A 16,727-nucleotide genomic window follows, 5' to 3' on the forward strand; every position below is an offset into this window, starting at 1 on the left:
GACGGCTGGTTGGCCTCCAGATGTTTCAATTGCGGTCGACCGCAACATATGTCCGCCTCCTTGTTTAACGGTCATCGGCTTATCGCCATTTAAGTATTGTCGCCTTCCGTGGACGTCGTTCCCTTCACCTGCTCCATACTCTTGACGCCCCATTTCCAGCCGCTGATCTGAGGCATGTCATCGCCATGCTCCTCGATGTACTGCCGGTGCTCAATCAGCTTCTCGCGGATCGCCTGCTTGAAGTAGGCCGCGCGAGCGCCGAGTTGCGGCAGTCGATCGATGACATCTTCGACAAGGTGGAAGCGATCGAGCTGGTTAAGAACGACCATATCGAACGGCGTCGTCGTTGTTCCCTCCTCTTTGTATCCTCGAACATGCAGATTGTCGTGGTTGGTGCGCCGGTAGGTCAGGCGATGAATCAGCCAGGGATATCCATGGAACGCGAAAATGATCGGCTTATTCTTGGTGAAAAGCGCATCGAAATCGCGATCGGGAAGCCCATGCGGGTGCTCGTTCGAAGGCTGCAGCTTCATGAGGTTGACAACGTTGACGACGCGCACCTTCAATTCGGGGATATGCTCACGGATGAGTTGGACTGCCGCAAGCGTCTCCAGCGTCGGCACGTCGCCGCAGCATGCCATCACGACGTCGGGCTCCGATCCCCGATCGTTGCTGGCCCACTCCCAAATACCGACACCTTCGGCGCAGTGCTTGATCGCCTGATCCATTGTCAGCCATTGCGGAGCCGGTTGCTTGCCAGCCACGACGACGTTCACGTAGTTGCGGCTGCGCAGGCAATGATCGGTGACGGAAAGCAGCGTGTTTGCATCCGGCGGCAGATAGACGCGGATGACCTCGGCCTTCTTGTTGACAACGTGATCGATGAAACCGGGATCCTGGTGGCTGAAGCCGTTGTGGTCCTGCCGCCAGACGTGCGAACTCAGGAAGTAGTTCAGCGAGCCGATTGGCCGTCGCCAGGGAATGTGGTTGCACACCTTCAGCCACTTGGCATGCTGATTGAACATCGAGTCGATGATGTGGATGAAGGCCTCGTAGCAAGAGAAGAAGCCGTGGCGTCCCGTCAGCAGATAACCTTCCAGCCAGCCTTGGCACTGATGTTCGCTCAACACCTCCATCACACGGCCATCGGGCGACAGGTGATCGTCCTCCGGATAAATCTCCGCCATGTAGCAGCGGTCGGTGACCTCCAGCACGTCCTGCCAGCGGTTGGAGTTGTTCTCGTCAGGGCTGAACAGCCGGAAGTTCTTGCTGTCCATATTCAGCTTCATGATATCCCGCAGAAACTTACCCATGACGCGAGCGGATTCAGTCGTTACCGATCCGGGGCTGGGCACCGAGACGGCGTAGCTGCGGAAGTCCGGCATCTTCAAATCGCGCAGCAGCAGACCGCCGTTTGCATGCGGGTTGTCGCTCATCCGGCGATGACCCGATGGTGCCAAGGAGGCAAATTCGGTGCGCAACTTGCCATTCTCATCGAAGAGTTCTTCAGGCTTGTAGGTTTTCATCCAGTGTTGAAGGATCTGGATGTGCTCCGGCTTGTTCATGTCGCCCATCGGAACCTGGTGCGACCGCCAATAGTCTTCGCATTTCTTGCCGTCGATTTCGCTTGGGCAAGTCCACCCCTTGGGGGTGCGGAAGACGATCATGGGCCAAGCCGGACGGCTGACATTCCCTTTCCCTCTAGCGTCCGCCCAGATCCTCTTGATCTCCGCGACTGCCGTGTCCATGGCTGCGGCCAGTTGCTGCTGGACCTGGTCGGGCTCATGCCCTTCAACGAAGAGGGGGGCATAACCCATCCCCTCGAAGAATTTCCGCAGTTCCTGCTCTGGAATGCGGGCGAGGAAGCACGGATTGGCGATTTTGTAGCCGTTGAGATGCAGGATCGGCAGCACGCATCCGTCACGCGCGGGATTGAGGAACTTGTTGCCATGCCATCCCGTGGCGAGCGGCCCTGTCTCCGCCTCTCCATCCCCGACGACGCAAGTGACGATAAGATCCGGATTGTCAAAGGCTGCGCCGTAGGCGTGGCTCAGGGCATAGCCCAGCTCACCCCCTTCATGAATGCTTCCAGGCGTTTCCGGAGCGACGTGGCTCGGAATGCCGCCAGGAAAACTGAACTGCTTGAACAGCCGCTGCATGCCCTCCGCGTCCTGCCCGATATTCGGATAGACTTCGCTGTAAGTCCCTTCCAGATAGGCATGTGCGACGAGCGACGGTCCGCCATGGCCAGGCCCGATCACATAGATCATATTGAGGTCGTCGCGCTTGATCACACGGTTCAGATGCACGTAGAGCATGTTCAGGCCGGGCGACGTGCCCCAATGGCCGAGCAGACGCGGCTTGATATGCTCCCGCTTCAGCGGCTCTTTGAGCAACGGATTGTCGAGCAAATAAATCTGCCCGACAGACAGATAGTTCGACGCCCGCCAGTAGGCGTCCATCAGGCGGAGTTCCTCGGCCGATAGCACGCTTTCTGCGTGGGACTTGCCTGAAAGTTTCTCGTTTCTCACTGCGGTTTCAAGTGAAGTCATCTGAGCCTCCGATCAAAATGGCAATGCAGATTCTCTCCAGTTACTGTCACGCAAGCGAATGCAGTCTCACTACTCTACGATCATCGATCTCGCCGCTTCCCATACGTGGAAAATGTCGTTGATGCTCTCCAGCCTCTCCGTGGAATAGCGGCCGGTGTCAGCTTAGCGGCCAATCATTGTTCGCCGCGTACATGCCGTTAGAGCATACCCGTCACCTCATTTCCCACGACTCTTAGCCGGCTTAAGGAATTGGATCTTCCCTGGCGAATGGGCAGGGAACTGCCGAACGACAATCGCCTCGATCACCCATGCCATTTCGATTGCCCCCATCCCGTTTGATTTCAGAGATATTTCTGCAAGTTACCAAGCGTAAGCGGGGCGCTACAGAGGATGAGATGAAGGCGTCGCCTGTATCGTCGGAGCCAAGTGCCATGCTGGCCGTTAACCCAACGCTCGATTGAAAAAATTCCACCTTCGGATCAGATCGCCCTCACTGACGAGCCCTGCTCTTCAGCGTTAATGACTGGAACGCCGCCTTCGTGATGATCGAACTTGAGCTTGGCCGCCTGTCTGACGCCGATGTCAGGAAGCGGTTTGAAAACCTCGATCGTCATCACATCTTAGGAGAGCATGCTAGTCCAAGCCAACACATACCCCACGTTGCGCCATTAGTGAAATCTAAAGTAAACCTGCTGGAACCATTCCGCAACTGCTTCCATGCCGGCTTTTTTCGTGTTGGGGGCCGCTTCCGGCCGATCTGCCCGGCCCGCACTATGGATCGAGAGCGGCCGGCCGACCCCTCGCCGCAATCTTTTTGCGATTGAATTCGCCATAGTCTTCTCCTTATATAGGACGAACTCTAAAATCTCGGAGAGACTCATGCGGCAAGAAGATATCGAGGAAACCGTCGCCGAGAGCAGTTACAGGCAGATTCGTGCCGATATCATCTTCGGACGGCTTTCGCCGGGGCAGAAGCTGAAACTAGAAAATCTCAGAGGTGCTTATGGGACCAGCGTCAGCACGCTCCGCGAAATCCTCAACCGGTTGACCTCGGAGGGCCTCGTCGTCGCGGAGGGTCAGCGGGGCTTCGAGGTGGCGGGGGTCTCCGTTGCCGATCTCAGGGAGATTGCCGCACTTCGGCTTTTGCTCGAGGAACATGCGCTGGAGCAATCCTTCGAACAGGGCGATGTGGAATGGGAGGCGCAGCTCGTGTCAGCGCACTACAAGCTGGCACGCATGGAAGCGATGATGGCCTCTGGCGATACGGCCCGAGCCGAAGACTGGAAACGTTATGACTGGGAATTCCACCAGGCGCTGATAGCCGCTTGCGGCTCGCGACTGTTGATGGAAACGCATTCCTCCGTCTTCGACAAATATCTGCGCTATCAGATGGTTGCGCTCTCCTATCGCGGCGGCGTTGCCGAAGAGGAGCACAAACAGCTATTGGACGCAGCACTCAGGCGCGACAGCAAGACGGCCAAGACGATCCTTCAGCGCCATATCCAAGCGGGCGTCGAGCATGCGCTCGGCAAGGGCCTGCTCTCCTCATCTGCCAGACTGACGAAATAACAATGGCTGCGCCGCGCAACATAGACAAACCGATGCTCAAGGCCACGGCCGAAGCCTGGGAGACCATCAGCGATGTTGTCTTCCGGCAGATCCGGCAGGACATCATTTCCGGGGCGTTGGCGCCTGGGACCAAGATCAAGCTGGAACAAGCCAAGGAGCATTATTCGATCAGCGTCTCCTCATTGCGCGAGATTCTCAGCCGCCTTGCCATGGAGAATCTCGTACTTGCCGAGGGCCAGCGTGGCTTCGAGGTGAGCCAGGCGTCGCGCAAAGAGCTGGAGGAGCTTGCCGATCTCCGCACCGTGCTCGAGACACATGCGATCGGGCTATCCTTCGCGTCCGGCACATTGGAATGGGAAGGTCGCATCGTCGCCGCCCATCACAAGCTCGCGGCGGCCGAACGCAAGCTGCTGGCGGGTGACGCTTCGCGCACCATCGACTGGGTGCGCTACGACTGGGAATTCCATCAGGCGATCGTCTCGGCCTGCAATTCGGCAACATTGATGGCCACACTTTCGTCCGTCTTCGACCGCTTCCAGCGGTATCACATGCTGGCGCAGAGCTTTCGCGGCAAGGCGGTGGTCGACGATCACAAACTGCTATTCGAGCTTGCACTGAAGCGTGATGTCGAGGGCGCAAGAGCGGTCATTCGCAGGCATATCCAGAGTGGTGTAGAGCACGTGCTGACCAGCGGCCGGATCGGCTGAGGTCACATCGCATCCTTCGGAACCCCCTCGGGCCGCATCTGCTTCTTCAGCGCCGCAATCCTGAAAATCGCATTCGGTGCCCCATAACCGCGATAGGCACGGCGCTGCACGACCTCGAAGAAGAATCCCTCGCCATAAGTGCCGCTGTAGAGCTGGAAATACTCCCCCTCATCATCGCGGTCATAGAGAATGTTTTCTTCCTTTAGCCGTTCGGTGAGCTCCGGCTCCAGCCCGAAGCGGGCTTCGACGTCGTCGTAGTAATTGGGCGAGATCGGCAGGGGCTTAAAGCCATTGGCGCGCAGGCGTTCGGCGGTTGAAAAGATATCATCCGTCGAGAAAGCCAGATGCTGGATCCCGGAGCCGAATTTTTCGGCAATGAAGTGGCCGGCGAGTGTGCGGCGGTTTTCAGCGCCGTTCATGGTTATGCGCAAGCTGCCCGACTGGTTTTCGATTGCCTGGCTGCGCACCACGCCGGAGGGATCGATGATATCGACCATGGGGGTTTTGCGGGTCTCGAAAATCGAGGTGTAGAAGAGCAGCCAGGTCAGCATCTCGTCATAGGCGACGGTCTGGGCGATATGATCGATCTGCCGCAGGCCGGCGTCCGTGGTGGTCCCTTCTTCATTCACAGATTCAAAATCGATCTCCGAGAATCGCCCGAGCGGGCTCTTCTCATCGATGAGATAGATAAGTCCACCGCCGACACCGCGGATCGCCGGCAGTTGCAGCTCGCCCTCTGCGACGGCCTGGGCGAAGGGTTCGGCATCGAGCGCCAAGGCGCGGGCATCGGCCTGCCCGGCATCATCGACGATAAGCGCCATCGCGTAGGCAAACGTGCCATGAACGGCATAGGCGGCATTGGCAAATCCGGCGGGATCGACATTGACGAGGATACGGATCTCGCCCTGCTGGAAGAGCGTCACCTTCTTGGAACGATGCACCGCCACCTTGCGGAAGCCGAGCGCCTCGAGGATGCCGACGAGCTCCACGGCCTCCTCGTCATCGGTCGCAAACTCGATGAAGCCGATGCCTTTGACAGCCGCACGCGCAGGCATCTCGATGCCGACAGGCGTCTCCACCTTCCGGCGGATTTGGTCGGCCAGGTAGATCAGTGAGCGATGGCCATCGGCGGCGATCGCCCGCGTCGAGCCGCCGCGGAACTGGTCGTTGAAGATCTCCAGCGAGAAGAAGCCGTCATAGCCGGTGGAGGCCACCGCCTCGGTGAATTCGGTAACGGGAAGATCACCCTCGCCCGGCATGTTGCGGAAATGCCTGCTCCAGTAGAGCAGTTCCATATCGATCAGCGGTGCATCGGCAAGCTGCACGATGAAGATCTTTTCCTTGGGGATCGAGCGGATGGAGTTGATGTCGATCCTGCGCGACAGCGAGTGGAAACTGTCGAGAATCAGCCCGACATTCTGGTGGTTGGCGCGGCGCACGATCTCCCAGGCATCGCGGTGGTCGTTGACAAAGCGCCCCCAGGCGAGCGCCTCGTAGCCCACTTTCAGCCCACGTTTTGCCGCCCGCTCTCCCAGCTCATGAAAGTCGGCGGCGGCCCGGTCGATGCCGCCAAGGGCTGCCTGCGAGACATTGGAACAGACGAGCACCATGTCGGTGCCGAGCTCCTGCATGATGTCGAACTTGCGCTCGGCACGGTCGAACGTGCGCCCGCGCAAGGTATCCGGCATGCCCTCGAAATCGCGGAAGGGCTGAAAGAGCGTAATCGTCAGGCCGAGATCCCGCGCCATCCTGCCGACATCGGCGGGACTGCCGTCAAAGGCCAGGAAATCATTTTCGAAAATCTCCACGCCGTCGAAGCCGGCGCGTGCAATCGCTTCTAGTTTTTCCGGCAACTCGCCTGAGATCGTGACAGTCGCAATCGAGGTCTTCATGGCTCTCAAATCCTCCTCGTTGGGCCGCAACGGACAAAATCATCGACCCTTATGATGGGCATTATGGTGAATGTCGTGAGGATTTCAATTCAATTGACCAAATCAAAAGTCTCATATGATTTTAAAAAACTATGTTGATTTATGAGTTCTTCTCTGGCAAACATTATTGGGAACAGTCGGGAGAGGATGACTGTGAGGTCGCTTTCTACGACCGTCTAAGAGGGAGGATTTTATGCTGAAGTCTTTGCTGACGCGGCGTGGCGCCATGCTGGGCGCCGCCGCTCTCGTGGCCGCCATCGGGCTTGCAAACCCCGCTGCCGCCGTCACGCCCGAAGAAATCAAGGCCCGTGGCAAGCTGATCGTCGGCATCCAGGGCGATAACCCGCCATGGGGCTTCGTCACCAGCGCCGGAAAGCAGGATGGGTTTGATGCCGATATGGGTGCGCTCTTCGCCAAGGAACTCGGCGTTGAAGTCGAATTCGTTCCGCTCGAAGTCAATAACCGCATCCCGGCGCTGACAAGCGGCCGCGTCGATGTGCTGTTTGCGACCATGGCCATGCTGCCGGACCGCGCCAAGGCCGTCCAGTTCAGCCAGCCTTACAATGCCAATGCCATCGTTCTGATCGGCCCGAAGAACAAGTCGATCAAGACCAACGAAGACATGGCGAACCTGACCATATCCGTTGCCAAGGGTGCGGCGCAGGACACGCAGGTCACCAAGAATGCGCCGACTTCCGCTACCATCCGCCGCTTTGACGGCGATGCGGCCAGCGTCCAGGCACTTGTTTCCGGCCAAGTCGATGCCCTCGGCGGCAACATCTTCTACATGGACCGGGTGGAAAAGGCCCGCCCTGGCGAATTCGAAAACAAGCTGGAGTTCCAGAAGCTCTATAACGGTGCCTGCACGCGTCTGGGCGAAAAGGAAATCAACGCCGCGCTCAATACATTCATCGACAAGATCAAGGCCGATGGCGAATTGAAGAAGATCTACGACAAGTGGATGAAGGTGCCGGTTCCGGAATTCCCGAAAAGCCTCGACGGTATTCCGTTCGCGGCGAACTGAGCAACACGCTCCTGGCAATCCAAGCAACAAGGCGGGCATTGCTATGCCCGTCCACACCACCTTTTTGCCCAAGACCAAGACCAAGAAACTAGCCTATCCCGGGGTGAGGTGCATATGACCAGAACCATCTTCGTCCTCAACGGACCGAACCTCAACCTGCTGGGCGAGCGCGAGCCGCATATCTATGGCTCGACGACACTCGCAGACATCAAGCAGATGTGTCTCGCCAAAGCCGACAGCCTCGGCTTTACGATCGATTTCCGCCAAACGAATTTCGAAGGCGAGCTGGTAGAAAGCGTGCATCAGGCCCGGAAAGAGGCCTGCGGCATCATCATCAATCCCGCTGCCTATACGTTCACCTCGATCGCGCTGCTCGATGCGCTGAAAACCTTCGAGCCGCCGAAGATCGAGCTGCATATTTCCAATGTCCATGCCCGGGAGGAGATCTACCATAAATCCCTCGTCTCGCGCATCGCCACCGCCATCATGATCGGCTTTGGCGCCCGTGGTTACGAGCTTGCCATAGAGGCGATGGCCGGCATGGTGGGGGCAGCGAAAACATGAACTATCACCTGGATTTCACGCCCGTCATCGATGGCCTGCCGAGCCTGCTGCTCGGCTGTCTCGGCACATTCCTGCTTGCCATCTGCGGCATGATTCTCGCCGTCATCATCGGTATCGGCGGCGTGGCGCTGAGGGATTCGCCGATCAAACCGGTGCGCTGGCTGGTGATCGGCTTCGTGGAGCTTATCCGCAACACGCCCTTCCTGGTGCAGATCTTCTTCCTGTTTTTCGCCCTGCCGCTGATCGGCATCCGCCTCGACCCGACGCCGACGGCGATCATCGCGCTCGGCATCAATGGCGGCGCCTATGCAATCGAGATCATCAGAGGCGGCGTGCAATCCATTCCCAAGGGGCAGATGGAAGCGGGCCTGGCGCTCGGCCTGCACAAGGTCCAGGTCTTCCGACTGGTCATCCTGAAGCCGGCGCTGAGGGCGATCTACCCCTCGCTGACCAGTCAGTTCGTGCTCCTGACGCTATCGACCAGCATCGTCTCGGCGATCTCGGCTTATGAGCTCACTTCGGTGGCACAGCGCATCGAATCCGACAGCTTCCGCAGCTTCGAGGTCTATTTCACCATCACGGTCTTCTACCTCGTCATTTCCTGGCTGATGATGCGCCTCTTTGCGCTTTTCTCAGCCCGCTATTTCACCTATCCGGTCAATTGAGGGCACCATGGGCAGCGAAGAATTCATCTTCCTTCTGATCGGCCTGAAATGGACCGTGCTTCTCTCGGCCGTCGGCTTCGTCTGCGGCTGCATCGCGGGCCTCGGCGTGGCACTGGCGCGCACCTCGGGCATACCGCTTTTGGAGCGGGCGACGGCGACCTACATTGCTGTCTTTCAGGGCACTCCGCTCCTGATGCAACTCTTCGTCACCTATTACGGGCTGGCGCTCATCGGCCTCAAGCTCGATGCCTGGGAAGCGGTGGCAATCGGCCTGACGCTGCATGCCAGTGCCTATCTCGGTGAGATCTGGCGCGGCTCGATCGCGGCCGTGCCGCGCGGCCAGACGGAAGCGGCAAAGGCGCTCAGCCTGAAATATGTCTCGCGCATGAAGGATGTGATTCTGCCGCAGGCAATCCGCATCTCGCTGCCGGCGACGATCGGCTTCCTGGTGCAGCTCATCAAGGGCACGTCGCTCGCCTCCATCGTCGGCTTCACGGAACTGACGCGCGCCGGCAACATCATCTCCAACCAGATCTTCCAGCCGCTGACCGTCTTCGGCATCGTCGGCGCCCTTTATTTCCTGATGTGCTGTCCGCTGACGATCCTCGGCGCGCGCCTGGAGCGGCGCTTCAACGCCGCCCACGCGCGATGACACGGCCACAGAGATCGATGGAAACCAGACCATGACGACAGCAACAGCCCCCGTCCCGAACACAATCACCGGCGAAACCATGATCACCATGCGCCATGTGGAAAAATGGTACGGCGCCTTCCAGGCTCTCCACGATATCAACATCGAGGTGCGCAGGAGCGAGCGCATCGTGCTCTGCGGCCCCTCCGGCAGTGGAAAATCGACCCTGATCCGCTGCATCAACCATCTCGAGACCTATGAGAAGGGCGAGATCCATGTCGGCGGCATCCTGCTCGGCAATCAGGCGAAGGCGATCGATGCGATCAGGCGCGAGGTCGGCATGGTCTTCCAGCAGTTCAACCTCTTCCCGCATCTGACGGTTCTGCAAAACTGCATGCTGGCGCCGATGCGCGCGCTTGGCGTTTCGAAGTCTGAGGCGGAAGAGCGGGCGCGCAGCCTGCTGGCCCGCGTCAAAATCTCCGAACAGGCAGCCAAATATCCCATGCAGCTGTCAGGCGGACAGCAGCAGCGCGTGGCAATTGCGCGCGCGCTCTGCATGCGGCCCAAGGTGATGCTCTTCGACGAGCCGACCTCGGCACTCGATCCCGAGATGGTCAAGGAAGTGCTCGATACGATGATCAGCCTCGCCGAAGAAGGCATGACGATGATTTGCGTGACGCATGAAATGGGCTTTGCCCGCCAGGTTGCCAACCGGGTGATCTTCATGGCGAGCGGCGCGATCGTCGAGGAGGCCTCCCCCGCCGAATTCTTCACCAATCCCCACCATGAGCGCACCCGCAAATTCCTCGGCGAAATCCTGCGCAACTAGGGTCGAAAGGAAGCTTTCATGCTAGATTCGTCGTGCACACGCCCGCTCGAAATTGCCGTAGTTGGCGCCGGGCTGATTGGCCGGCGCCATATCGAGGGCGTGTTGTCAGAGCCGCGCACGGCACTCGCCGCCGTCATCGACCCCTCGCCCGCCGCCCGTGACGAGGCGCGGACCAACGGCATCACCTGGTTTGCAAGCCTTGCCGAAGCGCTGGAAAAAGGGCGTCGCCCCGATGGCGTCATCGTCGCAACGCCGAACCAACTTCACGTCGCAAACGCCACTGAGGTGATTACCTCGGGCATTCCTGTTCTCATCGAAAAGCCAATCGCTGACGATAGCGAGGCGGCCGCCGGCCTCGTCAGCCTCGCCGAGCGGGCCGGCGTACCCATTCTCGTCGGCCATCACCGCCGTCATAACCCTTTGATTAGGCAAGCCAAACGCATCATCGACAGTGGCCGACTCGGGCAGATCCGCGCTGTTCACGGCAGCTTCTGGGTCGCCAAACCCGACGATTACTTCAATGTGAAATGGCGCCGAGAGCTAGGCGCCGGGCCGACCTTCATCAACCTCATCCATGACGTCGATCTCTTCCGCTATCTCTTCGGCGAAGTGGAAAGCGTGCATGCGGTGGAATCCAATGCCGCAAGGGGTCATTCGGTGGAAGACACCGTCGTCGTGCTCCTGCGTTTTGAGAGCGGCGTTCTCGCAACACTTACCGCCTCCGATGCCGTCGTCTCACCCTGGAGCTGGGAGATGACGGCGGGCGAAAACTCCGGCTTTCCGCAGCAGGACCAGTTCTGCTACCAAATCGGCGGCACGGAGGCCTCGCTTTCGATCCCGCAGCTTGCACTCTGGCGCAACGCGCTGCGTCCCGACTGGCGCGAGCCGCTTGGCGAAGAGCGTCTTGCCGTGATGCCGGCCGACCCCCTGACCCTGCAGCTCCAGCATTTCTGCGATATCATTGAAGACAGCGCCACGCCGCTCGTCAGCGGCCATGAGGGGCTTGCGACACTGCGCGTCGTCGAGGCTATCAAGCAATCCGCCCGCTCCGGAAAGACTGTGTTCCCTGGTCAAACGAGAAGTCATGCCCATGATTAGCGGAACCACGCGGCTGATCGCTCATCTCGGCTACCCGACGGAAAGCTTCAAGGCGCCGCTGATCTATAATCCCTTTTTCGAGGAACAGGGCATCGACGCCGTCGTCGTGCCCATGGGCTGCAAGCCGGCGGATTACCCCGATTTCCTGAAGCTGATCTTCCGCCTGTCAAACGTCCAAGGCGCCCTCATCACCATGCCCCATAAGATTGCTACCATGGCGCTCCTGGACGAAATCTCCACCAACGCCCGCGTGGCCGGCTCCTGCAACGCCGTGAAACTCGGCTCCAACGGCAAACTGATCGGCGACATGTTCGATGGCGAGGGCTTCGTGCGCGGGCTAAAACGCAAGGGCCAGACGATATCAGGCGCCAAAGCCCTCATTATCGGCGCCGGCGGCGTCGGTTCTGCCATCGCGGCGTCGCTCGCCAGCGCCGACCTCGCCCACCTCGCCCTCCACGACGACAACAAGGAGTCCCTTGATGGCCTGAAAACCCGCCTCAACACCTACTACCCGGCAACCCAAGTCACGACAGGCTCAAACAAACCTGATGGCTTCGATATCGTCATCAACGCCACACCGCTGGGGATGCGCAAGGACGACCCTCTGCCGCTGGATGTGACGCGGCTAGCCCCCTCCACATTCGTCGGCGAAGTGGTGATGAAGGAGGAGATCACGCCGTTTCTGGCCGCGGCACGCGAGAAAGGATGCCGGTATCAGGTCGGGACGGACATGTTGTTTGAGCAGATACCGGCCTATCTTGAATTCTTCGGCTTTCCTACAACGACGGCAGACGAACTGAGACGAATTGCTCGGCTTTGAGAGCCATGACGATGATGCCAATTGGGAGCGTGTTGCTCCTTCCAGCTCGTCAAACGGTCAGATGGCGTCGGGCTTCCGGCGTCTCAAGCGTTTCCGCCTGCCCCTCGTGGACAATTTCGCCACGGTTCATGATATAAACGTAATCCGCAAGCTCCCGACAGAAATCAAGATATTGCTCGACTAGCAGAATTGCCATCCCGGTCGAGTCGCGCAGATATTTGATCGCTCGGCCAATATCCTTGATGATTGAGGGCTGGATTCCTTCCGTCGGCTCGTCAAGGACGAGGATCTTAGGCCGCGTCACCAACGCTCGGCCGATCGCTAGCTGCTGTTGCTGGCCGCCGGAGAGATCGCCGCCGCGCCTGGAAAGCATCGATTTTAACACCGGAAAGAGCGTAAAAATCTCTTCAGGAACGAAGCGGTCCTTGCGGGCGATCGGCGCATAACCTGTTTCCAGATTTTCCTTGACCGTCAGTAGCGGAAAGATTTCCCGCCCCTGCGGCACATAGCCGATACCGAGCTTGGCGCGAGCGAAAGGGGCCATACCGTTCAGCGTAATGTCATTGAAATTAATCGTGCCCCCGCTCAAGGAGTGTTGCCCTGTGACGGCGCGCAGCAGCGAACTCTTGCCGACGCCGTTGCGCCCGAGCACACAGGTGATCTTGCCCATCTCCGCCTTGATCGAGATGCCGCGCAGCGCCTGAGCGGCGCCATAATGCAGATTTGCGTTTTCGACTGTCAGCATCTCATCGCCCCAAATAATTTTCGATCACCTTCGGATCGTTGCTGACGAAATCGATCGAGCCTTCGGCCAGCACCGAACCTTCCGCCAGGCACGTCACCTTGACGCCAAGATCGCGGATGAAGCCCATGTCATGCTCGACCACCACGACCGAACGTGTCTTGGCGATCTCCTTTAGCAGCACGGCCGTCTCGGCCGTCTCAGCGTCGGTCATGCCGGCCACAGGTTCGTCGACCAAAAGCAGCTTCGGGTCCTGGGCGAGCAGCATGCCGATCTCCAGCCACTGCTTCTGCCCATGCGAAAGATTGGCGGCCAACTCGTCGCGCCGGTGGGAGAGGCGCACCGTGTCGAGGATTTCGTGGATGCGGGCGCGGTCTTCAGGCGTCAAGCGGTAGAAGAGCGTCGAGAAAACGCCACGCTTGCGGTTGAGCGCCAGTTCGAGATTGTCCCAAACGGTATGGCTTTCGAAGACGGTCGGCTTCTGGAATTTGCGGCCGATGCCGAGCTGGGCGATATCGGCCTCGTCCTTCTTGGTCAGATCGATCTGGCCGTTGAAGAACACCTCGCCCTGGTCGGGCCGCGTCTTGCCGGTGATGATGTCCATCATCGTCGTCTTGCCGGCGCCGTTCGGGCCGATGATGGCGCGAAGCTCTCCTGGCTCGATGACGATCGACAGGGAATTAAGCGCCTTGAAGCCGTCGAAGGCGACCGAGACGTTGTTGAGATAAAGCATGCTGTTGGGCTTGATGTCCGGGATCATGGTCTCACTCCGCCGCCTGGATCGTCGTCTTGCCGGCTTCGGCTTCATCTTCGTCTGCTTCAGGCTTCGGGCTCACCGGTTTGCGACCACTACCGATATGCTGCGCTATCGTGCCGACGATGCCCTTGGGCAGGAACAGCGTCACCGCGACGAAGAGGCCACCGAGAGCAAAGAGCCAGAAATCGGGAAACAGACCGGTGAAAACCGTCTTGCCGCCATTGACGAGGATGGCGCCGATAATCGGGCCGATCAGCGTCGCCCGGCCGCCGACCGCCGTCCAGATGACCACTTCGATCGAATTGGCAGGCGCGAATTCGCCGGGGTTGATGATGCCGATCTGCGGCACATAGAGTGCGCCGGCAACGCCGGCCATCATCGCCGATACCACAAAGACGAAAAGCTTCATGTGCTCAACGCGGTAACCCAAGAAGCGCGTCCGGCTTTCCGCATCGCGCACGCCGACCAGTACCTTGCCGAACTTCGAGCGCACGATGGCCGATGACAGCATCAGCGCCAGCGCCAGAAACAACGCGGTGGCGGCAAAGAGCACGGCGCGGGTGCCGTCGGCCTGGATGTTGAAACCGAGAATATCCTTGAAATCGGTCAGGCCGTTATTGCCACCGAAACCCATGTCGTTTCGGAAGAAGGCGAGCAGCAGCGCATAGGTCATCGCCTGCGTGATGATCGACAGATAGACCCCGTTGACGCGGGAGCGGAAGGCGAACCAGCCGAAGACGAAGGCGAGCAGACCAGGGGCCGCCAGCACCATGATCATCGCAAACCAGAAATGATCGAAGCCGTACCAGAACCAGGGCAATTCCTTCCAATTCAGGAAAACCATGAAATCCGGCAGGATGGGATTGCCATAGGTGCCGCGCGAGCCGATCTGCCGCATCAGATACATGCCCATCGCGTAGCCGCCGAGCGCAAAGAAGGCGCCGTGACCGAGCGAGAGAATGCCGCAATAGCCCCAGACGAGGTCGAGCGCCAAGGCGAGCAGCGCGTAGGTCAGATATTTGCCGAACAGCGACATCAGGTAGGTCGGCACATGCAGCGGACTGCTTTCCGGCAGAGCCAGGTTCGACAGCGGCACGAGCACCGCGACGGCCAGCAGGATCGCGATGGCGATGCTGATACGCCGATCGAGCGAACGAAGGATAAAGGCCGTGATCATGCTTCCACCGCCCTTCCCTTGAGGGCGAAGAGCCCGCGCGGACGTTTCTGGATAAAAAGAATGATGAGGACAAGAACCAGGATCTTGCCGAGCACCGCCCCCGCATAGGGTTCGAGGAATTTGTTGAGGATGCCGAGCGAGAAGGCACCGACCAGCGTTCCCCAGAGATTGCCGACGCCGCCGAAAACGACAACCATGAAACTGTCGATGATGTAGCTCTGGCCAAGGTTTGGCGAGACGTTGTCGATCTGCGAGAGCGCAACGCCTGCCATCCCCGCAATGCCCGACCCCAGGGCAAAGGTGAATGCATCGACCCAGGGCGTCCGAATGCCCATGGAGGACGCCATGCGCCGATTCTGCGTCACCGCCCGCATCTGCAAGCCGAAGGCCGAGCGCTTCAGCAGCAACAGCAGGGCGACGAAGGCGCCAAGCGCGAAAACGATGATCCAGAGGCGGTTCCAGGTGATCGAGAGATAACCGAGATCGAAGGAACCAGACATCCAGGAGGGATTGCCGACTTCCTGATTGGTCGGCCCGAAGATCGAACGCACCGCCTGTTGCAGGATCAGCGAGATGCCCCAGGTGGCGAGCAGCGTTTCCAGCGGCCGGCCATAGAGGAAACGAATGACGCCGCGCTCGATGACGAGGCCGACGGCGCCGGTGACCAGGAACGCGACCGGCAAGGCGATCGCCAGCGACCAGTCGAAGAGTTCCGGATAAGAGCTGCGGATAACGCTCTGCACCATGAAGGTGGAATAGGCGCCCAGCATCACCATCTCGCCATGTGCCATGTTGATGATGCCCATGACGCCGAAGGTGATGGCAAGCCCGATGGCGGCAAGCAGAAGCACCGAGCCGAGCGACAGGCCGTACCAGACGTTCTGCACCGCATCCCAGATCGCCAATTGGCTTTGGATGCTGGCTATAGCAGCCGCGATATCGGGCCTCAGGCTGTCGTCCACGGAAACCGAGGAGAGAACCCCGATCGCATCGCGGCCGCCTTCGTTCCTGATCGTCTCGATCGCTGCCTTCTTCTGCTCCGGCGAACGATCGGAGCTTAGCACGGCAACCGCGCGCGCCCTCTCGAGCACGCCGCGGATTTCGCCATCCTTTTCGCCCTGCAACGCTGCTTCCAACGCGTCCAGCGAATCCGCGCTCGGCGATTTCAGCACAGATTGAGCCGCCTCCAATCTGACGCCGCGATCCGGGCTCATCAGCGTCAGGCCGCCGAGCGCCGCACGGACCGAGCGACGAAGATTGTTGTTGATCTTGATCTTGCTGAGATTGCCCTTGGCTTCCTGGCCGGCCGCCTGCCCGGTCAACGGATCGACCAAGGCCATGCCATCACCGAAAGATTTGGCGATGAAGACTTGATTGTCGGATTTGCGGACATAGAGATCGCCGTCCGAAAAGGCTTGCAGCGCCGGGACTACCTTGGGATCGCCGGTCTTGGCCAGGTTCTTCACGATCTCGTCGGCCTGCTGGAAGTTTGCCGGACCTAGCGCATTGATGAGGCTATGCGCATCCTCCTCGGCGCGCAGCGCGGTCGCCGCCAGCACCAGCATCAGGCAAAAGCCGGCGGCAAACGCCAAAGCCTTGCGGTAAATGAATTTGTCGAACATCGCACGTCCCCTCATGCTGTCGCGGGCAGAGGAGCCTGC

15 protein-coding genes and 1 pseudogene are annotated in these 16,727 nt (G+C 59.5%); 9 read left to right on the plus strand and 7 right to left on the minus strand.

The features are described from left to right. Positions 1-89: 89 nt before the first annotated feature. A complete protein-coding gene (locus NXC24_RS33630; protein WP_104827573.1) occupies positions 90-2,552 on the minus strand; it encodes a phosphoketolase family protein in 2,463 nt (820 codons plus the stop codon). 479 nt (positions 2,553-3,031) lie between these two features. Beyond that, positions 3,032-3,166: a hypothetical protein gene (locus NXC24_RS36225; protein WP_260304406.1), complete on the minus strand. Its 135-nt coding sequence runs from the start codon at positions 3,164-3,166 to the stop codon at positions 3,032-3,034. Between the two features lie 265 nt (positions 3,167-3,431). Here NXC24_RS36225 and NXC24_RS33640 point away from each other — a divergent pair, with 265 nt between their 5' ends. After that, positions 3,432-4,121 (plus strand): GntR family transcriptional regulator, encoded by a 690-nt coding sequence (locus NXC24_RS33640; protein WP_104827575.1) that lies wholly within the window; start codon positions 3,432-3,434, stop codon positions 4,119-4,121. Positions 4,122-4,123: 2 nt separating this feature from the next. Further along, positions 4,124-4,828, plus strand: coding sequence for a GntR family transcriptional regulator (locus NXC24_RS33645; protein ID WP_245464128.1), 705 nt, complete (start codon positions 4,124-4,126; stop codon positions 4,826-4,828). Positions 4,829-4,830: 2 nt separating this feature from the next. Here the strand turns inward: NXC24_RS33645 and NXC24_RS33650 are convergent, their stop codons facing one another. Then, positions 4,831-6,720 carry a sugar phosphate isomerase/epimerase and 4-hydroxyphenylpyruvate domain-containing protein gene (locus tag NXC24_RS33650; RefSeq protein WP_104827576.1) on the minus strand — a complete coding sequence of 630 codons (1,890 nt, stop codon included), beginning with the start codon at positions 6,718-6,720 and terminating at the stop codon, positions 4,831-4,833. A 232-nt stretch (positions 6,721-6,952) separates the two neighbouring features. Between NXC24_RS33650 and NXC24_RS33655 the strand changes: the two genes are divergently transcribed. From NXC24_RS33655 to NXC24_RS33685, 7 genes are all read left to right on the plus strand, one after another. Next, positions 6,953-7,783: a transporter substrate-binding domain-containing protein gene (locus NXC24_RS33655; protein ID WP_104827577.1), complete on the plus strand. Its 831-nt coding sequence runs from the start codon at positions 6,953-6,955 to the stop codon at positions 7,781-7,783. 114 nt (positions 7,784-7,897) lie between these two features. Further along, a complete protein-coding gene (gene aroQ, locus NXC24_RS33660; protein ID WP_104827578.1) occupies positions 7,898-8,347 on the plus strand; it encodes a type II 3-dehydroquinate dehydratase in 450 nt (149 codons plus the stop codon). Next, positions 8,344-9,012 (plus strand): amino acid ABC transporter permease, encoded by a 669-nt coding sequence (locus NXC24_RS33665; protein WP_104827579.1) that lies wholly within the window; start codon positions 8,344-8,346, stop codon positions 9,010-9,012. Before aroQ ends, NXC24_RS33665 begins: the two co-directional genes overlap by 4 nt. Before the next feature lie 7 nt (positions 9,013-9,019). Next, on the plus strand, positions 9,020-9,664 hold the full coding sequence (locus NXC24_RS33670; protein ID WP_104827580.1) for an amino acid ABC transporter permease: 645 nt from the start codon (positions 9,020-9,022) through the stop codon (positions 9,662-9,664). Between the two features lie 79 nt (positions 9,665-9,743). Beyond that, a complete protein-coding gene (locus NXC24_RS33675; protein WP_104827981.1) occupies positions 9,744-10,472 on the plus strand; it encodes an amino acid ABC transporter ATP-binding protein in 729 nt (242 codons plus the stop codon). Between the two features lie 18 nt (positions 10,473-10,490). Further along, positions 10,491-11,570: a Gfo/Idh/MocA family oxidoreductase gene (locus NXC24_RS33680; protein ID WP_104827581.1), complete on the plus strand. Its 1,080-nt coding sequence runs from the start codon at positions 10,491-10,493 to the stop codon at positions 11,568-11,570. After that, the gene (locus tag NXC24_RS33685) at positions 11,563-12,390 is read left to right on the plus strand and encodes a shikimate dehydrogenase (protein WP_104827982.1); all 828 of its coding nucleotides are present in this window, start codon (positions 11,563-11,565) and stop codon (positions 12,388-12,390) included. Before NXC24_RS33680 ends, NXC24_RS33685 begins: the two co-directional genes overlap by 8 nt. Before the next feature lie 49 nt (positions 12,391-12,439). On the opposite strand, the gene urtE is transcribed toward NXC24_RS33685, so the two are convergent. From urtE to urtB, 4 genes and pseudogenes are all read right to left on the minus strand, one after another. Then, on the minus strand, positions 12,440-13,135 hold the full coding sequence (gene urtE / locus NXC24_RS33690; RefSeq protein WP_104827582.1) for an urea ABC transporter ATP-binding subunit UrtE: 696 nt from the start codon (positions 13,133-13,135) through the stop codon (positions 12,440-12,442). A 1-nt stretch (position 13,136) separates the two neighbouring features. Further along, positions 13,137-13,892: an urea ABC transporter ATP-binding protein UrtD gene (gene urtD, locus NXC24_RS33695; RefSeq protein ID WP_104827583.1), complete on the minus strand. Its 756-nt coding sequence runs from the start codon at positions 13,890-13,892 to the stop codon at positions 13,137-13,139. 109 nt (positions 13,893-14,001) lie between these two features. Beyond that, positions 14,002-15,066 (minus strand): annotated as a pseudogene (gene urtC / locus NXC24_RS33700) (urea ABC transporter permease subunit UrtC); the annotation flags it as partial. Then, the gene (gene urtB, locus NXC24_RS33705; RefSeq protein WP_104827585.1) at positions 15,063-16,688 is read right to left on the minus strand and encodes an urea ABC transporter permease subunit UrtB; all 1,626 of its coding nucleotides are present in this window, start codon (positions 16,686-16,688) and stop codon (positions 15,063-15,065) included. The pseudogene urtC and the gene urtB, both read right to left, overlap by 4 nt. Positions 16,689-16,727 lie beyond the last annotated feature (39 nt).

It is taken from the genome of Rhizobium sp. NXC24, from assembly GCF_002944315.1.
In the GTDB taxonomy this organism is placed as follows: Bacteria; Pseudomonadota; Alphaproteobacteria; order Rhizobiales; family Rhizobiaceae; genus Rhizobium.